This is a genomic window from Streptomyces sp. Ag82_O1-12, assembly GCF_900182715.1.
Lineage (GTDB): Bacteria > Actinomycetota > Actinomycetes > Streptomycetales > Streptomycetaceae > Streptomyces > Streptomyces massasporeus.
In genome coordinates this window covers 1,483,134-1,501,293 of sequence record NZ_FXUW01000001.1, presented here as the reverse complement: position 1 = coordinate 1,501,293, position 18,160 = coordinate 1,483,134, and the positions used below count along the sequence as shown (strand labels likewise).

15 protein-coding genes and 2 tRNA genes are annotated in these 18,160 nt (G+C 70.9%); 13 read left to right on the top strand and 4 right to left on the bottom strand.

The features are described from left to right. Positions 1 to 35: 35 nt before the first annotated feature. Both QOL88_RS06895 and QOL88_RS06890 read right to left on the bottom strand, forming a co-directional pair. A complete protein-coding gene (locus tag QOL88_RS06895) occupies positions 36 to 596 on the bottom strand; it encodes a CGNR zinc finger domain-containing protein (protein ID WP_097215576.1) in 561 nt (186 codons plus the stop codon). 290 nt (positions 597 to 886) lie between these two features. Continuing rightward, positions 887 to 1,300: an SsgA family sporulation/cell division regulator gene (locus QOL88_RS06890; protein WP_004002642.1), complete on the bottom strand. Its 414-nt coding sequence runs from the start codon at positions 1,298 to 1,300 to the stop codon at positions 887 to 889. Positions 1,301 to 1,491: 191 nt separating this feature from the next. Here QOL88_RS06890 and QOL88_RS06885 point away from each other — a divergent pair, with 191 nt between their 5' ends. From QOL88_RS06885 to QOL88_RS06855, 7 genes are all read left to right on the top strand, one after another. Continuing rightward, positions 1,492 to 1,950, top strand: a complete 459-nt coding sequence (locus tag QOL88_RS06885) for a TIGR02611 family protein (RefSeq protein ID WP_097215575.1) — start codon at positions 1,492 to 1,494, stop codon at positions 1,948 to 1,950. A gap of 46 nt (positions 1,951 to 1,996) precedes the next feature. Further along, positions 1,997 to 2,068 (top strand) — tRNA-Val (locus QOL88_RS06880). A 705-nt stretch (positions 2,069 to 2,773) separates the two neighbouring features. Continuing rightward, the gene (locus tag QOL88_RS06875; protein WP_097215574.1) at positions 2,774 to 4,063 is read left to right on the top strand and encodes an ABC transporter substrate-binding protein; all 1,290 of its coding nucleotides are present in this window, start codon (positions 2,774 to 2,776) and stop codon (positions 4,061 to 4,063) included. Further along, complete coding sequence (locus QOL88_RS06870) at positions 4,063 to 5,064, top strand: carbohydrate ABC transporter permease (RefSeq protein ID WP_179878787.1); 1,002 nt, start codon at positions 4,063 to 4,065, stop codon at positions 5,062 to 5,064. The genes QOL88_RS06875 and QOL88_RS06870 overlap by 1 nt, the downstream gene beginning before the upstream one ends. After that, entirely contained in the window at positions 5,061 to 5,948 is an 888-nt protein-coding gene (locus QOL88_RS06865) for a carbohydrate ABC transporter permease (protein WP_097215573.1), read from the top strand. The genes QOL88_RS06870 and QOL88_RS06865 overlap by 4 nt, the downstream gene beginning before the upstream one ends. A gap of 7 nt (positions 5,949 to 5,955) precedes the next feature. Continuing rightward, positions 5,956 to 6,585, top strand: coding sequence for a hypothetical protein (locus QOL88_RS06860; protein ID WP_097215572.1), 630 nt, complete (start codon positions 5,956 to 5,958; stop codon positions 6,583 to 6,585). A 115-nt stretch (positions 6,586 to 6,700) separates the two neighbouring features. Further along, complete coding sequence (locus QOL88_RS06855) at positions 6,701 to 9,436, top strand: exo-rhamnogalacturonan lyase family protein (protein ID WP_097215571.1); 2,736 nt, start codon at positions 6,701 to 6,703, stop codon at positions 9,434 to 9,436. A gap of 7 nt (positions 9,437 to 9,443) precedes the next feature. Here the strand turns inward: QOL88_RS06855 and QOL88_RS06850 are convergent, their stop codons facing one another. Continuing rightward, complete coding sequence (locus QOL88_RS06850; RefSeq protein ID WP_373559271.1) at positions 9,444 to 11,828, bottom strand: SCO7613 C-terminal domain-containing membrane protein; 2,385 nt, start codon at positions 11,826 to 11,828, stop codon at positions 9,444 to 9,446. Between the two features lie 97 nt (positions 11,829 to 11,925). On the opposite strand from QOL88_RS06850, the gene QOL88_RS06845 reads away from it, so the two are divergent. Then, a complete protein-coding gene (locus QOL88_RS06845) occupies positions 11,926 to 12,372 on the top strand; it encodes an SRPBCC family protein (protein WP_097215569.1) in 447 nt (148 codons plus the stop codon). 39 nt (positions 12,373 to 12,411) lie between these two features. Continuing rightward, positions 12,412 to 12,483: transfer RNA gene (locus QOL88_RS06840), tRNA-Val, on the top strand. 67 nt (positions 12,484 to 12,550) lie between these two features. Here the strand turns inward: QOL88_RS06840 and QOL88_RS06835 are convergent. After that, positions 12,551 to 13,282: a 3'-5' exonuclease gene (locus QOL88_RS06835; RefSeq protein ID WP_097215568.1), complete on the bottom strand. Its 732-nt coding sequence runs from the start codon at positions 13,280 to 13,282 to the stop codon at positions 12,551 to 12,553. A 169-nt stretch (positions 13,283 to 13,451) separates the two neighbouring features. Here QOL88_RS06835 and QOL88_RS06830 point away from each other — a divergent pair, with 169 nt between their 5' ends. The 4 genes from QOL88_RS06830 (at position 13,452) to QOL88_RS06815 (ending at position 18,025) form a co-directional block, all read left to right on the top strand. Beyond that, positions 13,452 to 14,018 (top strand): DUF4365 domain-containing protein, encoded by a 567-nt coding sequence (locus tag QOL88_RS06830; protein ID WP_097215567.1) that lies wholly within the window; start codon positions 13,452 to 13,454, stop codon positions 14,016 to 14,018. Continuing rightward, on the top strand, positions 14,015 to 15,232 hold the full coding sequence (locus QOL88_RS06825; RefSeq protein ID WP_097215566.1) for a hypothetical protein: 1,218 nt from the start codon (positions 14,015 to 14,017) through the stop codon (positions 15,230 to 15,232). The genes QOL88_RS06830 and QOL88_RS06825 overlap by 4 nt, the downstream gene beginning before the upstream one ends. Before the next feature lie 189 nt (positions 15,233 to 15,421). Then, positions 15,422 to 17,398: a threonine--tRNA ligase gene (thrS, locus tag QOL88_RS06820; protein WP_097215565.1), complete on the top strand. Its 1,977-nt coding sequence runs from the start codon at positions 15,422 to 15,424 to the stop codon at positions 17,396 to 17,398. A 66-nt stretch (positions 17,399 to 17,464) separates the two neighbouring features. Then, on the top strand, positions 17,465 to 18,025 hold the full coding sequence (locus tag QOL88_RS06815) for an HIT family protein (RefSeq protein ID WP_097215564.1): 561 nt from the start codon (positions 17,465 to 17,467) through the stop codon (positions 18,023 to 18,025). The last annotated feature ends 135 nt before the right edge of the window (positions 18,026 to 18,160 follow it).

Below are 18,160 nucleotides of genomic sequence, written 5' to 3'. Positions count from 1 at the left end.
GACGTCCTGTGCGGCCCTGCGACCCGGCGACGGTGTCAGCCCGCCGCCTCCTTGCGGCGCGCCCGGTACGCGGCCACGTGCAGCCGGTTTCCGCAGGTGCGGCTGTCGCAGTAGCGCCGTGAGCGGTTGCGGGACAGGTCGACGAAGGCGCGTCGGCAGTCGGGCGCCTCGCACCGCCGCAGCCGCTCCTGCTCGCCCGAGACGACGAAGAACGCCAGCGCCATGCCGCAGTCGGCGGCCAGATGGTCGGCGACGGAGGCGCCGGGCGCGAAGTAGTGCACATGCCAGTCGTAGCCGTCGTGGTCCGTGAGCCGGGGCGTGGTGCCGGCGGCCGCGACCAGTTCGTTGATCTGGCCGGCCGCGGCCCGGGCGTCCGGAGCGGCGAAGACGGCGGCGAAGCGTTCGCGGATCTTGCGCACCGCGGAGAGGTCGAACTCCGAGAGCACCCCGACATCGCTGATCTCGTGGTTCCGCACGAAGTCCGCGAGGGTCGCCACGTCCGGCAGCCCGTCCGACGCCGGGTCGTCCTCCGGTGCGGTGTTCACCAGATCGACCACGGTGTCGAGGGCGCACCGGGTGTCGTGGGTGATCAGCACGATTTGCTCCCTGGCCTGAGGGTCGGGCGGGCGCCCGTCGATGCTGGCCGATGGTAACGGCTCCACCACCGCCGGACCGCCCTCATGCCCGCACATGGCTTCGAATACAACGCCGCCGGGCCCGCCACGGTTCCCGCGTCGCGGTAGCGGGGGAGGGGCTCAGGACGCGAACCGGCGCCGTACCGCGTTGAGCCGCGGTAACGGCGCCGGTGTCATCCCATGTGCGGTTGTCCGGGCCCGAGCCGTCTCCCCGAGTCGACGGCGCCGGGCGGCTTTGTGGGGGCCTCGCCCTAGCTTTCCGCCAGGATGTGCGAGAGCTCCTGGTCGAGGTCGAAGTGCCGGTGTTCCGTGCCGGGCGGCACGGCGGCGTCGGTCCGCTTCAGGAAGGACTCCAGGGCCCGCGCCGGGGCCTCGAGCAGGGCCTCGCCCTCCGGCGAGCTCAGGGCGATGCACACGACGCCCTGACCGTGACTGCGCGACGGCCAGACGCGGACGTCGCCGGTGCCCGTAGGGCGGTGAAGCCCCTCGGCGAGGAGGTCACGGGCGAACACCCACTCGACGGTTTCCTCGGCTCCGGTGTGGAAGGTGGCGTGCACGGCGTAGGGGTCGGCCGTGTCGTACCGCAGGCCTGCGGGGACAGGCAGGGAGGACTCGCTCGACACAACGAGGCGCAGGTGCAGCTCGCAGCTGACCGTGGTGTTCATAAGCGCCAGGGCCTTTCGCTCAGTGTGCGCTCGGGGATTCGCACGTCGGCGAAATCGACATGCCACCTACGGTGCCGTTGTAAACCCCTCTGAGTGTTTTGCGTGCCTTTACGTAACTCTTCCGGCCGAGAGATCGTTCGCGTCGTGCGTCCATTCCGGTGACTGGTTTCGCTCGGGTAGTGTTTGGTCGTATGAATACGGGGAGTAACGAGCCGGGCGAGGTGGCCGTGGCGTCGGACGAGACGGGGACGGGCGAGATGCACGGCGAGCAGGACCGCGGGCTCGGCTCGCGGGCGCCGGAATTCATCAAGGCCCGTCGGGCGCTGCACGTGAGCTGGCAGGTCGGCGTTTTCATCATCGGGCTCGCGGTCGTGGTGGCCGGCATCATCATGCTGCCCCTTCCCGGACCGGGCTGGGTCGTGATCTTCGGCGGTATGGCGATCTGGGCGACGGAGTTCGTCTGGGCCCAGCTGGTGCTCCGCTGGACCAAGCGGAAGGTCACCGAGGCGGCCCAGCGTGCCCTCGATCCCAGGGTGCGGCGCCGCAACATCATCCTGACGTCGATCGGGCTGGTGATCGTGGGCGTCCTGGTCGGCTTCTACCTGTGGAAGTTCGGCATCACGATGCCGTGGAAGATCAAGGACCAGTGAGCGTCACAGGCACCCCCTGACATGGGGTAATGTTCTTCCTGCGTCCGGGCGATTAGCTCAGTGGGAGAGCGCTTCGTTCACACCGAAGAGGTCACTGGTTCGAACCCAGTATCGCCCACCCGGATCGGCGGCCCACCTGCGACCACGCAGGTGGGCCGCTGTCGTTGTGCCTGCCAGGACACCGCGCGCCAGGCTCCGTCCAGGCCGGGGCTTCGAGGTGTCCGGCGGCGACCCTCCGCCGGGCGCTCGCGACCGCCCCGGTCACGCAGAGTTCCGGCCGCCGAGGGCTGCCGCGCCCCCTGCCGAGCGGGTCGTGCCGGGAGCCTGCGGGAGGGGCCGCATCGGACTGGCGGGTGGCGCGACCGTCGGGGGGCGGGCGTCAAGGGGTGTCCCGCGGGTCGATCAGGCGGGGGCCGAGATCCGCCCGTCGGGCCGGCCAGGACCCCGGAAACGCCGCCCGTGCTCCGGGGCCCGTTCGCGTCGCCGCCCCACCCGCAACGCCCCCACTCCGACGCCGCATGGCTGAAACGAACCCCCGCCCCGGCAGCTCCTCCGGCCACCCCCACCGTCGACTTCCGGTCATGCCCGAAATCGGCCCGGCCGCCCCTCCTCGTTCGGCGCCTCGGTCGCCCGGCCGCCACCAGCGACATCGCCGGCCCCCGCCCCGGGACCCACCTCTCCAGCCCGCTGTGTCACCCACCGCTCCGCTGAGAAAATCTTGTCCGAATCATTGACGCACTCTCAGCCCCTCCGTACCTTGTGCCAGCAAGCGCTTACTTGAAACGATTCATGCGAGCGGGACGATGTGCGGGGAGGTCCAACCGTGGTGAACGGCAGGAATGTTGAGAGACGTACGATCCTGAAGGCGGCCGGAGCCACGGCAGCCACGCTGGGGTTGGCCGCGACGACCGGGTGCGGCGGTGACGGAGGGACCTCCGCGGACGGGACGGTGACGATCCGTTATGCGTGGTGGGGTGCGGAGGACCGCGCCCAGAGAATCAACAAGACGATCGAGCTCTTCCACAAGAAGCACCCGAAGATCAAGGTGAAAACGGACTTCCAGCCTTATCCCGACTTCTGGAAGAAGTTCAACACCCAAGCCTCCGGCGGAAATCCGCCGGACGTGTTCCAGAATGCGATCGGCTTCCTCCGGAAATACGACGCGAAGAACGTCCTGCTCGATCTCAGCGAGCAGGCCAAGGCCGGCCACCTCCGGATGGAGGGATTCCGCGCGGGCCTCGAGAAGTTCGGCGAGATCGACGGCAAGCTCCTCGGCGTCCCGGTCGGTTCCAACTCGATGGCCCTCGTCATCGACAAGCCCGTCTACGCCCGCGCCGGTGTCAAGCCGGAGCAGGGGTGGACCTGGGACGACTACCACGCGGCGATGAAGAAGATCCGTGACAAGACCGGCCGTGCCGGTGACACCGGCCCGTACAACGTCATGTACCTCTACGACCTCTACCTGCGCCAGAACGGCAAGGCGTTCTTCACCGAGGACGCGCTCGGCTTCACCGAGGCGGATCTGACGGACTGGTGGACGAAGGCCGAGGAAGGCGTCGAGGACGGCTCGTACGCCAACCAGAAGAAGGTCGCCCAGATCAAGCCCAAGTCGGCGGTCGCAGGGGAACTCGCCGGCGGTGAGTTCACCTGGGACAACTTCACCGTCCGCTACACCTCCGAGGGCAAGAGCGAGTACGGCCTGGCCCCGATCCCGACGACGGACGGCAAGAAGACCGGCCAGTACCTCGGCTCCCTCATGCTGAGCGCGTCCAAGCGCACCCAGCACCCCAAGGAGGTCGCCCAGTTCATCGACTTCATGGTGCACGACCCCGAGGTCGCCAAGATCATGGGCTACGACCGGGGCGTGCCCGCGACGCAGGCCCAGTTCGACGCGTACAAGCCGACCGACCCGGTCAACCAGGCGATAGCCGCCTACGAGGAGTCCCTCGTCAAGTCGGGCGTCCTCGAGCCGATCACCCCGCACCCGAACGGCGCGGACATCTGCGAGTCGGCGTTCCTGCGTATCGGCGAGGAACTCGGCCTGGGCAAGCGCTCGGTGGCGGAAGCCGTCAAGCAGTTCTTCACCGAGTCGAAGACGGCTCTCGGCACCTGATGGGAACCACCGTGACACACGCCCCTGCGATGGAGGACCTGTCCCAGGACTCCGAGCCGCGGCACGGTCCGGTGAAGCCCGAGCGCCCCGCCGCCCTCAAGCGGCGGCGGCGCCGGGAGAACCTGGCCGGCTATCTCTTCATGTCCCCCTGGATCGCCGGGTTCCTGCTGCTCACAGCGGGCCCGATGATCGCCTCGCTCTACTTCGCCTTCACCGACTACAACCTGTTCGACGCGCCCCAGTGGATCGGCCTCGACAACTTCTCCGAGATGTTCGGCGATCCGCGCTGGCGCCACTCGGTGCAGGTGACGCTCTGGTACGTCGCCGTCGGTACGCCGCTCAAGCTGATCGCCGCCCTCGGCGTGGCACTGCTGCTCGCCCAGAGCCGGCGCGGGCAGGCCTTCTACCGGGCCGCCTTCTACGCGCCGTCGCTCATCGGTGCCAGCGTCTCCGTCGCGATCGTGTGGAAAGCGATCTTCTCGGACGACGCGATCGTCGACCGTACCCAGAAGATCTTCGGCATCGACGTCGGGGGCTGGACCGGCGACCCGGACATGATCATCTACAGCCTGGTGGCGCTCACCGTCTGGCAGTTCGGCGCCCCCATGGTCATCTTCCTGGCCGGTCTCAAGCAGGTCCCGCGCGAGCTGTACGAGGCGGCCGAGGTCGACGGGGCGGGCAAGCTGCGGCGGTTCTGGAACATCACGCTGCCGATGATCTCCCCGGTCCTCTTCTTCAACGTCCTGCTGGAGACGATCCACTCCTTCCAGATCTTCAGCTCGGCGTACATCGTCGGCGGCGGTGCGGGCGGCAACGCCTGCGGTCCCGCCGACGGCTCGATGGTCTACACCTGCTACCTCTACGTCCAGGGCTTCGAGAACAGCCGGATGGGTCTGGCCTCCGCGATGGCCTGGCTGCTGCTCGTCGCGGTCGCCCTGGTGACGGCGGTGCTGTTCTGGTCCCAGAAGCGCTGGGTGCACTACGAGGAGGGCGCCCGATGAGCGCGCAGGCCACCACCGACGTCAAGCCGTCCGGCTCCGGGGCGTCGCGGCACAAGCTGCCCGGCTCCCTCGCCTGGCACCTCGGGTCCCTGCTGGTCCTCGCGGTGATCCTCTACCCGGTGGTCTGGGTCGTCGGCGGGTCCTTCAAGAAGAGCGAGGACATCGTCGGCAGCCTGGACCTTCTGCCGAGCGACCCCGTCATCGCCAACTACACGAGCCTCGCCGACGGCATCGCCGACATCTCCGTCTCCACGTTCTTCTACAACTCGCTCTTTCTCGCGGTCGGTTCCGTCATCGGCATCCTGGTGTCCTGCTCGCTGACGGCGTACGCCTTCTCCAGGATCCGGTTCGCGGGCCGCAATCTGCTGTTCACGCTGATGATCGGCACGCTCCTGCTGCCGTACCACGTGCTGCTGATCCCGCAGTACGTGCTGTTCCGCAACATGGAGCTGATCAACACCTACACGCCGCTGCTGCTCGGGAAGTACCTGGCCACCGAGGCGTTCTTCGTCTTCCTGATGGTGCAGTTCATGCGCAACATGCCCAAGGAGCTGGACGAGGCGGCCCGGCTCGACGGCTGCGGGCACTTCCGGATCTACTGGTCGATCGTGCTGCCGCTGAGCCGGCCGGCCCTGATCACCAGTGCGATCTTCACGTTCATCAACTCCTGGAACGACTTCATGGGCCCGCTGATCTACCTCAACGAGCCCGACAAGTACACGGTCTCGCTGGGTCTGAAGATGTTCGTCGACCAGGAGGGACTGGCCAACTACGGCGGCATGATCGCCATGTCTCTGGTCGCGCTGCTGCCGGTGCTCGCCTTCTTCCTGGCCTTCCAGCGCTATCTGATCGACGGCATGGCCACGTCGGGTCTGAAGGGCTGAGGCGGGTATGGCCGGGACACGGGTGAAGGCACGGGGCGAGTCGCCGTTCGCCAATGGGGCGTCCCCTGCTCGAGCGGAGTCGCGAGCTTGGGGAAGGTTCGCGGTGTTCGCCGAGTGTCTGCTGACCGGGGTGTGGATCGCGGTGGCCTCACTGGGAGTCGTCACCTACCCCGCCGCGTTCGCCGCCGGGGCGCGGCATCTGCGGCGTTGTACCGCCCATGAGGGCGGTGGCCGGCGGGAGTTCGGCGCCGACTTCCGCACCGCACTGCGCGGCGGGTGGCTCGCCGGGGTCGCCGGGTGGGCGGCGGTGGCCACGGTCTGGGTGGACGTGCAGGCGGCCCGGGCGGGGATTCCCGGTGGGCCGCTGGTCGGGGCCCTCGGCGTGGTCGCGCTCATCGGGCTCGTCGTGGCGGGGCTGCGTGCGGCGGCGGTCTGGGAGCCGGGCGCACGCTGGCGGACGCTCCTCGCGCACGCCGGGCGCCGCACGGTGCTCGACCCGGCCGGGTCCTTCCTGATCGTCGGCGGGCTGGCCGTGGTGGCCGTGTCCGCCTGGTTCGCCGCGCCGCTGGCGCTCCCCGTCCTCGGGGCCGTGGTGGCGGCGGCCGTCGCCGTGGAGGAGCGGTACCGGCACCGCTGAACGGCGGTGCCCCCCCATGTTCCAGGTCGGCGCCCCGGCGCCGCACCTCTCTCTGTCATGCCCTGACCAGCGCACGGATTCGCTTCCCGCACGGACGAGGAAAGGCAGCATCGCCATGTCTCCCATCCCCCGCAGGTCCCTCCTCAAGGCGGCCGCCGTCACCGGAGCCGCCGCCCAGTTCAGCTGGGCGCTGGGCGCGCAGGACGCCCAGGCAGCGCCCGGAGCCGAGGCGGCCGACGCCGACCCGGTGACCCTGGACTGGCTGGAGGACGGCGGCCTCGGCGCCGCACCCGGCTCCACCGTCGGCGTGCCCTGGCCCAAGGGCGCGTACCAGAAGGACCAGACCTTCGCGCTGACGGACGCGGGCGGCAAGGCCGTGCCCGTGCAGTCCTGGCCGATCGCCTACTGGCCCGACGGCTCCCTCAAGTGGACCGCGCATGCGGTCGCCTCGGGCGACGGCAAGCTCACCCTCGCCGCCGGGACGCCCGCCGCCCCCGAGAAGAAGGTGACCGTGCACAAGCGCGGCGGCGCCATCGACATCTCGACCGGCGTCATCACCGCGAGGATCGGCACGTCCGGCTCCACCCTCGTCAAGTCCGTCACCCGGGGCTCCACGGAGATCGCGAGGAACGGCCGGCTCGTGCTGATCCGCCAGCCCGAGATCGAGGACGAGGACCAGGGCGCGGTCAGGACCGAGCGCTTCGACGGCGCGATCTCCAAGGTCGAGGTCGAGCAGGCGGGCCCGGTCCGCGCCGTCGTCCGCATCGACGGCAAGCACCGCAAGGGCGGCCGCGGTTGGCTGCCCTTCTCGATCAGGCTCTACTTCTACGCGGGCGCCGACTCCTTCCGCATGGTGCACACCATCACCTACGACGGCAAGCAGGAGCCGGGCAAGGCCAGTGGCGACTTCATCCGCGGCCTCGGCGTCCGCTTCACCGTGCCCCTGCGGGACGAGTCGTACGACCGCCACATCCGCATCGGCGGCGACGGCACCGGGCTGCTGCGCGAGGCCGTCAAGGGCATCACCGGACTGCGCCGGGACCCCGGAGCGGCCGTGCAGGCGGCCCAGTTCGAGGGCAGGAAGCTGCCCGACCCCGCCACCTGGGACCAGCGGGTGACGACCCGGCTGCAGTACATCCCCGAGTGGGGCGACTACACCCTCTCGCAGCTGTCCGCCGACGGCTTCACGCTGCGCAAGCGCACCAAGAAGGGGCACGGCTGGGTCGCCGCGGGCGGTGGCCGGCGCGCCTCCGGCTTCGGGTACGTCGGCGGGGCGAGCGGTGGGTTCTCCTTCGGGCTGCGCGACTTCTGGGAGAAGTTCCCCGCCCAGCTCGACATCCGGGACGCCCACACCGACGAGGCCGAGGTGACCCTCTGGCTCTGGTCGCCCGAGGCGCAGCCCATGGACATGCGCTTCTACCACGACGGCATGGGCCAGGACACCTTCCCCGAGCAGCTCGAAGGCCTCAACATCACCTACGAGGACTACGAGCCGGAGTTCGGCACCCCGTACGGCATCACCCGCACCTCCGAACTCCTCTTCTGGGCCAACGAGACCACCCCGAGCCCCGGCCGGTTCGCCGAGCAGGTCGAGGCCGTCCGCGTGCTGCCGCAGCTGGCCGCTCCGCCCAAGCAGCTCATCAAGGCCAAGGTCTTCGGCCCGAACCTGTACTCCGAGCCCGACCGCTCCACCCCGGCCAAGGCGAAGATCGAGGATCACCTCGACTTCCTCTTCACCTACTACAAGGACCAGGTGGAGCAGCGCCGCTGGTACGGCTTCTGGGACTACGGCGACATCATGCACACCTACGACACGTTCCGGCACCAGTGGCGGTACGACATCGGCGGCTACGCCTGGGACAACTCCGAGCTGTCGCCGGACCTGTGGCTCTGGTTCGCCTATCTGCGCTCCGGCCGCTCCGACATCTTCCGCTTCGCCGAGGCGATGACGCGGCACACCGGCGAGGTCGACGTCTACCACCTGGGCAAGTGGGCGGGCCTCGGCACCCGCCATGGGGTGCAGCACTTCGCCGACAGCGCCAAGCAGCAGCGCATCGCCAACACCACCTACCGGCGCTACTACTACTTCCTCACGGCGGACGAACGCGTCGGCGACCTCATGCACGCCAACGTCGACTCCGACGAGACGTTCCTCGCCCTCGACCCGCTCCGCAAGATCCGCACCGAGCCCTACACCCCCGACCGGCACGCCCTGTCGATCGGCTTCGGCACGGACTGGAGCGGCCTGGTGTCGGCCTGGCTGACGGAGTGGGAGCGCAAGGGCCCCAAGTGGGAGAAGGCCAAGGCCCGCGTGCTGTCCACGATGGAGACCATCGCCGCCCAGCCCAACGGCTTCGTCCAGGGCAGCGGCCTGTACGACCTCGACACCGGCAAGTTCGCCGTCGCCGGGGCGGCCAAGGTGGAGGTCTCGCACCTGTCGGCCGTCTTCGGCCTCAACGAGCTGTGCGCCGAGCTCATCGACCTGGTCGACATGCCGAAGTTCAACGAGGCGTACTTCGACTACTGCCGCTACTTCAACGCCACCAAGGCCGAGCAGAAGGCCCGCTACGGCTCCGACTTCGGCAGCCTGCTGCTCTTCCAGGGCCACTCGCGCCTCGACGCGTACGCGGCCGTCAAGACCGGCGACGAGAAGCTCGCCAAGCGGGCCTGGGAGAAGTTCTACAACTCCGACGGCTACAAGGAGTCCGCGCCCTGGAAGACGGAGAAGGTGAGCGGCCCGGTCGCGCTGGTGCCGGGCAGCGAGGCCACCTGGGTGGCCACCAACGACACCGCGCTGTACGGCCTCGCCGCCATCGAGAACCTGGCCCTGCTCGGGGACAAGATGCCCTAGCCAGGGGCTAGTTCATCCTCCCCAGGACCTCCCGCACCCGCCGGACGTCCCGGATCCGCTGCTCGTACGTCGCCCCGAGGGCGAGCAGCAGGAGTCCGGCGAGGGCGGGAGGCGCCCAGCGGGGGAGCGCCCCCGTCACCTGCACGACGTACGGGGCGAGTTCGTGCAGCGTGACCAGGGTCAGCACCGCGCCGCCGAGCACCAGGGGTGCCCCGAGGTGGTGCCGGGCACCCAGCAGGGTGACCAGCAGCGCCGCGACGCCCAGCAGCAGCGGCCGCGTCCAGTGCGGATCGGCCCAGGCCGCGACGAGGCTCGGCAGGAACGTGGCGGCGAGCCCCGGGCCGTATGCCGTCCAGGAGGAGGCCTGCGGGTCACGGCGCCGGCGCAGGGCTCCGACGAGCAGCGCCGGGACGGTCACCGGGAGCGTGTACGCCTCGGGCGTGCCGACGTCCCAGGAGGCCAGGCGCACCCACGCGGCCAGGACGAACAGGGCCGTGGCCGCGTAGCCGACGGCACGCCGCTCGGCGCGCAGGGCCGTGCCCGCGGCGATCACCCCGCACAGGGCCAGCACCAGCGCGAGCATCGGCGGGTCGGTGACGGTGAGCGCCACGGCGAACAGCCCGAGGGCGGCTCCCACGGCCTCGACGGGCACCGTCGCCCGGGATGCGCCCAGCCGCGCCGCCAGCAGGGCGGCGGCAGCGGGAACCAGCAGAACCAGCAGGGCGGTTCGGGCCGCGGGCCAGTCCGCTGCGGCGCCGGACGCCGAGGCCAGCGCGGCGGCGCAGACGAGAGCGGCCGGAGCCGTGAAGGGCGCGACACCCGCCCGCCACGACGCCGCGGCGAACAGCACCGTCAGCCCGGACAGCACGACGAGGGTCGCGGACTGCGAGGCGAGGGAGGCCAGGGTCAGGCCGGCGGCCGTGACCAGGGCCAGGACGAGGGCCGTGACCCGCGCGGCCGACGCCGTGACCCGGCACGCGCACAGCGCCGCCGCCGTCATGACGCCCAGGACCAGCAGGCTCGCGACATACGGGATCTCCAGGACCGCCGGGAGTGTCAGCGCCGTGGCCCACAGCAGGCAGAGAGCACCGAGCCGGGCCCGCGGACGCCACACCTGCGCACGGACCGCCAGGGCGAGCACCGCCGCCACGCCCACCAGCACGACCGGAGCCACCACCGCGTCCGGCGGCCAGGACGCCTCGACGAGCACCGCCGCACGGGCGTCCGACGGCGCACCGCTCCACACCCGGCCCAGCCAACCCGCCGGGCCCAGCAGCACCACGGCGACGACGGGCAGCGTCCACAGCACCGCCAGCGCCTGTACGGCACCGGAGGCCCAGGCGAAGCCCGTCCGCATCGCGTCCGGCAGCCGCTCGACCCGCACCGCAGCCAACAGGGCCACACCGACGGCCAGATGAGCCGGAACCACCCACTCCGAGGGCAGCCCGGAACGCGCCACCCCACCGAGCGCACCCACGACGAGCAGACCGGCCGTGACCGCGAGGCCGAGAGCGTGCCCGATGCCCGGACCCCGCCAGGCCGCGCCCAGGGCGATCGCCGCCGCGAGCAGGAGCAGCGCCCCGGCACGGGAGGCGTCACCCGGACCGCCGGCCGTCAAGGACAGCCAGCCGGCACCCAGAACACCCCAGCCGCCCATGCCGTAGGCACCGACGCCGGCGGTGATCCGCACCGCCCCGGCGGCCAACCGCGCCGCCGCCACCGCGTCGAGCCCGGCTGTCACCAGCAACGCGGCCGTGATCGTGTACGGACTCGCGTCGGCGGCCAGGGCCCACAGCAGCAGCGGGAACTGGGCCGCGACCAGGGCGGACGGCAGGGGCAGGCGCAGCGCGGACGTGACCGGCAGCAGGCCGTACGCCGACCATGTCGCCGCCAGCACCGCCGACGCGGCGGCCGCGTACCCGGTCCCGTCCGTCGCGGAGAGGGCCGCCGCGTGCAGCGCGTAGGCGTCCAGGACCGTCAGGGCGAGCCCGAGGCCCGCCACGGACTCCGCCGTCGACCGCAGCCCCCGCTTCAGCAGGACCACGGGCGCGGCGAGCGTGGCCAGGGTGACCGCGCCGAGCACCAGGGCCCGCCCGGCGATCCCCATCTGCCCCCAGCTGACCAGCGTGAACACCGCCGCCGCGAGCGTGAGCAGGACACCGCCGAGGACCAGCAGTACGTTCTGCACGCTGGGCGCCGCCGTCTCGGGACGCGGCGGTGCGGCGGCCGGGGGCTGCGCCGAGGCCCAAGGCCGCGACTGCTGCTGCGTCTGCCGCAGGGCCGCGACCAGCCAGGCGCGACGGGTCAGCAACTGCGAGCGCCGGGCGTCCAGTTGCCGGAGTTCGGCGTCGAGGAGCCGCAGTTCCTCGGCCGGGGGCGGTAGGTGGGTCATGGATCGCAGTGTGGTCCGCGTCACCCGGCACGGCATGAGTGCGGGTACTCAGGCGCGTACTCAGACAGTCCGTGCCGCGCGTGGGCAGACTACCGGGATGGACTGGAACCAATACCGCTTCCGCAGCCTGTGGCCCCTGCCCGCACCCCCCGCCGCCATCTACGACGTGCTTGAGCGTCCCGAGGGCTACCCGAGCTGGTGGCGCCAGGTCCGGGAGGTGACCCGGCTCGACGACACCACCGGGGTGATCCGCGTCCGATCCCTCCTGCCGTACGACATGACCTTCACGGCGCGCGAGGTGCGGCGCGACCGTGCCGCCGGTGTGCTGGAGACCGCCCTGACCGGGGACATGGAGGGCTGGGCGCGCTGGACGGTCACGCCGCACGGGAGCGGCAGTCTCGCGCGGTACGACCAGGTCGTCAGCGTGAACAAGCCGCTGCTGCGGCGGCTCGCCGTACCGGGACGGCCCGTCTTCCGCGCCAACCACGCGCTGATGATGCGGTCCGGGCGGCGCGGACTCCTCAGGCACCTCCGAGCGGTTTGAAGGAAGCGTGCCCGGACCTGTATGGTTCAGTGCGTTCCCGGGCGATTAGCTCAGTGGGAGAGCGCTTCGTTCACACCGAAGAGGTCACTGGTTCGAACCCAGTATCGCCCACCGGAAACAGCCGGTCCGTCGCAGACGGACCGGTTTTTTCATGCGCTCGCGGCCCCGCGCCGGCTGCTCAGGCAGCCGCCGCCGGCAGATCCGGACGCAGCGGCCACGCCGGGTCGACCGCCTCGTCCACACCGCTGCGCGCGAACCACGCCTGCAGGCCCCGCGCCTGGGCCGCGTGCCACACCGCCTGCAGGGTGTGCAGCTTATCCGGAGCGAGACGCTCCAGCCGGGACGCGAACCGGCGGCCCACCGCCCGCGTGACCTCCAGCGCCGCCACGGCGTCGGCCGCCGCGTCGTGCGCGCCGTCCAGCGCGACGCCGTAGTGCGCACACAGGTCCGTCAGGGTGCGACGGCCCTTGCGGTAGCGGTCCAGATGCTTGTCCAGGACCCGCGGGTCCAGCACGGACAGCGGCGCCGACTCGAACCAGCGCCCGAGCGCCGAGGCGCGATGACGGCGCAACTCCCGGTCCAGCAGGGTCAGATCGAACGGCGCGTTCATCACCACGACCGGGCGCCCGGCGTGCGCCTGCTCGGCCAGCGCCTGCGCTATCTCGTACACCACCGGCGCCGGCCACCGGCCGTTGCGCTGCAGGTGCTCCTCCGTCAGTCCGTGCACCGCCGTCGCCTCGGCGGGCACCGGCACCCCCGGGTTCACCAGCCAACGGCTCACCCGCGGCCGGACACCCGGCGCATCCTGGACGACCACGGCGGCCGACACGATCCGGTCGGTCTCGACGTCGACGCCCGTCGTCTCCGTGTCGAAGGCGGCCAGCGGCCCCTCGTACCAGCACGTCGTCATAGCCACACAACCCCTCGTTCACCGTCGGCAGTTGACGCACCGTCCGCTGCCCGATTCGGTGATACCCGGGCTGTTTGCGCCGTACGCCGGAAGGAGACAACAGGAGTACGGGTTGTTGCAGTTCAGCGGCCCGCAGTGGGGAATCACTTGTTCTGGAAGGCTGTTGGCCATGGCCATAGCGCAGCCCGAACGGGGCGGGCTGCTGCCCGAGCGCACGGCTCCCTCTCGCGGCACTCTCGCCACCACCGCCTGCATGGAGACACTGCAGGTCGGCTATCTACACGCCGTCGCGGCGGCCGCCGGCTGCTCGCTGTCCCAGCCCTTTCCCGACAACGGCATCGACTGGCACGTCAGCCACAGCGCCCCCGGGCACACGGTCGACGACGAGGTCACCATCAAGGTGCAGCTCAAGGCCACCTACCAGGTGCCGCCCAACCCACCGGGGCGCACCTTCTCCTTCACGCTCGACAACGACCACCTGGCGAAGCTCGCCCGCACCCCCGTGTCCGTGCACAAGATCCTGGTGGTGATGCTGGTGCCGCGCTCCCAGGACGACTGGCTGCGCGCCAGCCACGACCGGCTCGACCTCAGGCACTGCTGCTACTGGACCAACCTCGCCGGACAGCCGATCACCGGCCGCCGCCGCACCACCGTGCGGATACCGACCTCGCGCATCTTCGACGACCGGGCCCTCTGCGAGATCATGACGCGGGTCGGGACGGGAGGGAAACCGTGACGCACCGCCCGACCGAGGAGCCACTGAGGCAGGTCCGGCCGCACCCCGCCGACACCACCTGGAGCGACCCGCTGCCCGAGCCCGTCGACGTCGACCCGGCCGTGCTGAGCGCCCTGTTGCGCCGGCACGGCTGGCAGCGGCGCGGCGGCGCCCCCGGACGCTACGGCCGCTGGACCCCGCCCGGGCCCGGCGGCAGCGGCACCAGCCTCCTGGTGCCGGAGAGCCGCGCCTTCCCCGACAGCGACGACCTGCTCGGCGAGGCCCTGCTCGCCCTGTCCCGCAGCGGCTCGCCCTCCGCCCGCGAGGTCCTCGTCTCCCTCGCCGTGCCCAGCGACGAGATCCGCTGGTGGCACGACGTCCCCGCCGGACCCGCCGGCGCGGCCTCCTGGACCGTCGAGGACCGTTTGCGCGGGGCCGCCCGCCGGATGCTGCTCGCGGCGGCCCTCGCCACCCGTGCCCGGGCCGGTTACCACGGCGCCCGGCACCGGCGCTCCGCCGCCGCTGCCCTGGAGAACGTCCTCGTCGGCTCCGCCACCGACGGCCGGCTCACCGCGTTCGTGCCGGTCGCCGGCGGCCGCCCTCTGGCCGTCCGCCTCCACCAGGCCCTGTTCGCCGCCCGGGAGGCCATCGACTATCAGCGGGCCACCGGCGGGATGGACGCCTTCGACGCCGCCGTCCAAGCAGGAGTGAGCCATGAGCTCACCGAGGCCCTCGTCGCCCTCGTCCGGGGCACGGAGGGCGCCCGGATCGCCGTCGAGTGGGCCCCGGCGGCCGGTGTGCCCGAGGGCTGCGCGCCCTCCGCCGAGCCCGTCGAGTTCTCACCCGGCGACCTGGCCGTGCTGCGCGAGGCGGGCGCCCGCTACCTGCGCGAGGAACCCGCCGTCCCGGTGCGGATCACGGGAGCGGTCGTACGGCTGCGCAGGTCCGGGCCGCGCGGCGACGGCACGGTGCGGCTGCGCGTGCTGGCCGGGGCCGACGTGCCGAATGTGCGGATCACCCTCGACGAGGAGGCCTACCGGATCGCCGGGCACGCCCACCTGGTCGGACTCCCGGTACGGGTGCAGGGGCGGCTGGAGAGCCGGGGCGGTTTCCGGCGCCTCACCGGGGCCCACGGCGTCGTCCCCGTCCAGGTCGACGACGCCGAACGGGACCGGCTGATGAAGGAGCTCCACGAGAACATCGACTTCTTCGAGGAGGCCTGCGGCGGGGACTGAAGGGGCCTGGGAGAGGGGCTGCGGACGTCCGAGGAAGGGGACTGCGGCGGCCTGCGGGAGGGACCGCGGCGGCCTCCGGAGGTGACCGCGGGGACTGATTTCGCGTAGGGCGGTCCCGGGTCGGTACGATCCTTACTCGTGCGCGCGCTCGGGTATGGCGCCGCAGCCCCCTTCAGTCAGGAGAGACCGGTGTCAGACGTCCGTGTGATCATCCAGCGCGATTCCGAGCGGGAAGAACGCGTGGTGACGACGGGCACTACGGCCGCCGAGCTCTTCGCCGGCGAGCGCTCGATCATCGCCGCGCGCGTGGCAGGCGAGCTCAGGGACCTGTCGTACGCCCTGTCCGAGGGAGACGAGGTCGAGGGCGTCGAGATCTCCTCCGAGGACGGCCTGAACATCCTGCGCCACTCCACCGCGCACGTCATGGCACAGGCCGTGCAGGAGCTCTTCCCCGAGGCCAAGCTCGGCATCGGCCCGCCCGTCAAGGACGGCTTCTACTACGACTTCGACGTCGAGAAGCCCTTCCACCCCGATGACCTCAAGGCCATCGAGAAGAAGATGCAGGAGATCCAGAAGCGCGGCCAGCGCTTCTCCCGCCGTGTCGTCACCGACGACGAGGCCCGCGAGGAACTGGCCGACGAGCCGTACAAGCTGGAGCTGATCGGCCTCAAGGGCTCCGCCTCGCACGACGACGGCGCGGACGTCGAGGTCGGCGCCGGCGAGCTGACGATCTACGACAACCTGGACGCCAAGACCGGTGACCTGTGCTGGAAGGACCTCTGCCGCGGTCCCCACCTGCCCACCACCCGGAACATCCCGGCGTTCAAGCTGATGCGCAACGCGGCCGCCTACTGGCGCGGCAGCGAGAAGAACCCCATGCTCCAGCGCATCTACGGCACCGCCTGGCCCACCAAGGACGAGCTCAAGGCGCACCTGGAGTTCCTCGCCGAGGCCGAGAAGCGCGACCACCGCAAGCTCGGCAGCGAGCTCGACCTGTTCTCCGTCCCGGAGCAGATCGGCTCCGGCCTCGCCGTCTTCCACCCCAAGGGCGGCATCATCCGCCGGGTCATGGAGGACTACTCGCGGCGCCGCCACGAGGAAGAGGGCTACGAGTTCGTCTACACCCCGCACGCCACCAAGGGGAAGCTCTTCGAGACCTCGGGTCACCTGGACTGGTACGCCGACGGCATGTACCCGCCCATGCAGCTCGACGAGGGCGTGGACTACTACCTCAAGCCCATGAACTGCCCGATGCACAACCTGATCTTCGACGCGCGCGGGCGTTCCTACCGTGAACTGCCGCTGCGCCTCTTCGAGTTCGGGACCGTGTACCGGTACGAGAAGTCCGGCGTCGTGCACGGCCTGACCCGCGCCCGCGGCTTCACCCAGGACGACGCGCACATCTACTGCACCCGCGAGCAGATGTCGGAGGAGCTCGACAAGACGCTCACCTTCGTCCTCGGCCTGCTGCGCGACTACGGCCTGACCGACTTCTACCTGGAGCTGTCCACCAAGGACCCGGAGAAGTTCGTCGGCTCGGACGAGGCCTGGGAGGAGGCCACGGAGACGCTCCGCCAGGTCGCCGAGAAGCAGGGCCTGCCCCTCGTCCCCGACCCGGGCGGCGCCGCCTTCTACGGCCCGAAGATCTCCGTCCAGACCAAGGACGCCATCGGCCGCACCTGGCAGATGTCGACGATCCAGCTCGACTTCAACCTGCCGGAGCGCTTCGACCTGGAGTACACCTCCGCGGACGGCTCCAAGCAGCGCCCCGTCATGATCCACCGCGCGCTGTTCGGCTCCATCGAGCGCTTCTTCGCGGTGCTCCTGGAGCACTACGCGGGTGCCTTCCCGGCGTGGCTGGCCCCGGTTCAGGCGGTCGGCATCCCGATCGGCGACGCGCACGTGGAGTACCTGGAGAAGTTCGCCGCCGCGGCCAAGAAGAAGGGCCTGCGCGTCGAGGTCGACTCCTCCTCCGACCGCATGCAGAAGAAGATCCGCAACGCCCAGAAGCAGAAGGTGCCCTTCATGGTCATCGCGGGCGACGAGGACATGTCGAACGAGTCCGTGTCCTTCCGCTACCGCGACGGCTCACAGGAGAACGGCATCCCCTTCGACGAGGCCATCGCGAAGATTTTGAAGGTCGTCGAGGAGCGTGCCCAGGTCTGATCACACGGTGCGAAGGCCCCCGGGGAGATCCCGGGGGCCTTTGCCGTACCCCCAGCTCCACGCCATATGCTGCACTGCATGACGAGTGAGCCGGAGCAGCAGCAGGGAGTCGGGACGCAGGACGCGTTCCAGCGTCTGTGGACGCCCCACCGGATGGCCTACATCCAGGGCGAGAACAAGCCGACCGGCCCGGGCGCCGGCGACGGCTGCCCCTTCTGCTCGATCCCGGCCAAGTCCGACGAGGACGGGCTCGTCGTCCGGCGCGGCGAACAGGTCTACGCGGTGCTCAACCTCTACCCGTACAACGGCGGGCACCTGATGACCGTGCCCTACCGGCACGTCGCCGACTACACCGATCTCACGGCGGGGGAGACCGCCGAGCTCGGCGAACTCACCAAGCAGGCCATGACGGCCCTGCGCACGGCCTCCGGCGCACACGGCTTCAACATCGGCATGAACCAGGGCACGGTCGCCGGCGCGGGCATCGCCGCACACCTGCACCAGCACATCGTGCCGCGCTGGGGCGGCGACACGAACTTCATGCCGGTGGTGGGTCACACGCGGGTGCTGCCGCAGCTGCTGGCGGACACACGGAAGATGCTGGCGGAGGCCTGGCCGACGGCCTAGCCTGCGGGCAGTCGTGCCTCCCCCAGTGCCGTAAGGGCCTGGGAGGTGGAGGTGCCCCCAGGGCGGCACGGGTGGGCGCAGGCGGCACCCCGCAGCGCCGGGTCGCGCCCCCACCCCGCCCCAGCTGCAACGCAG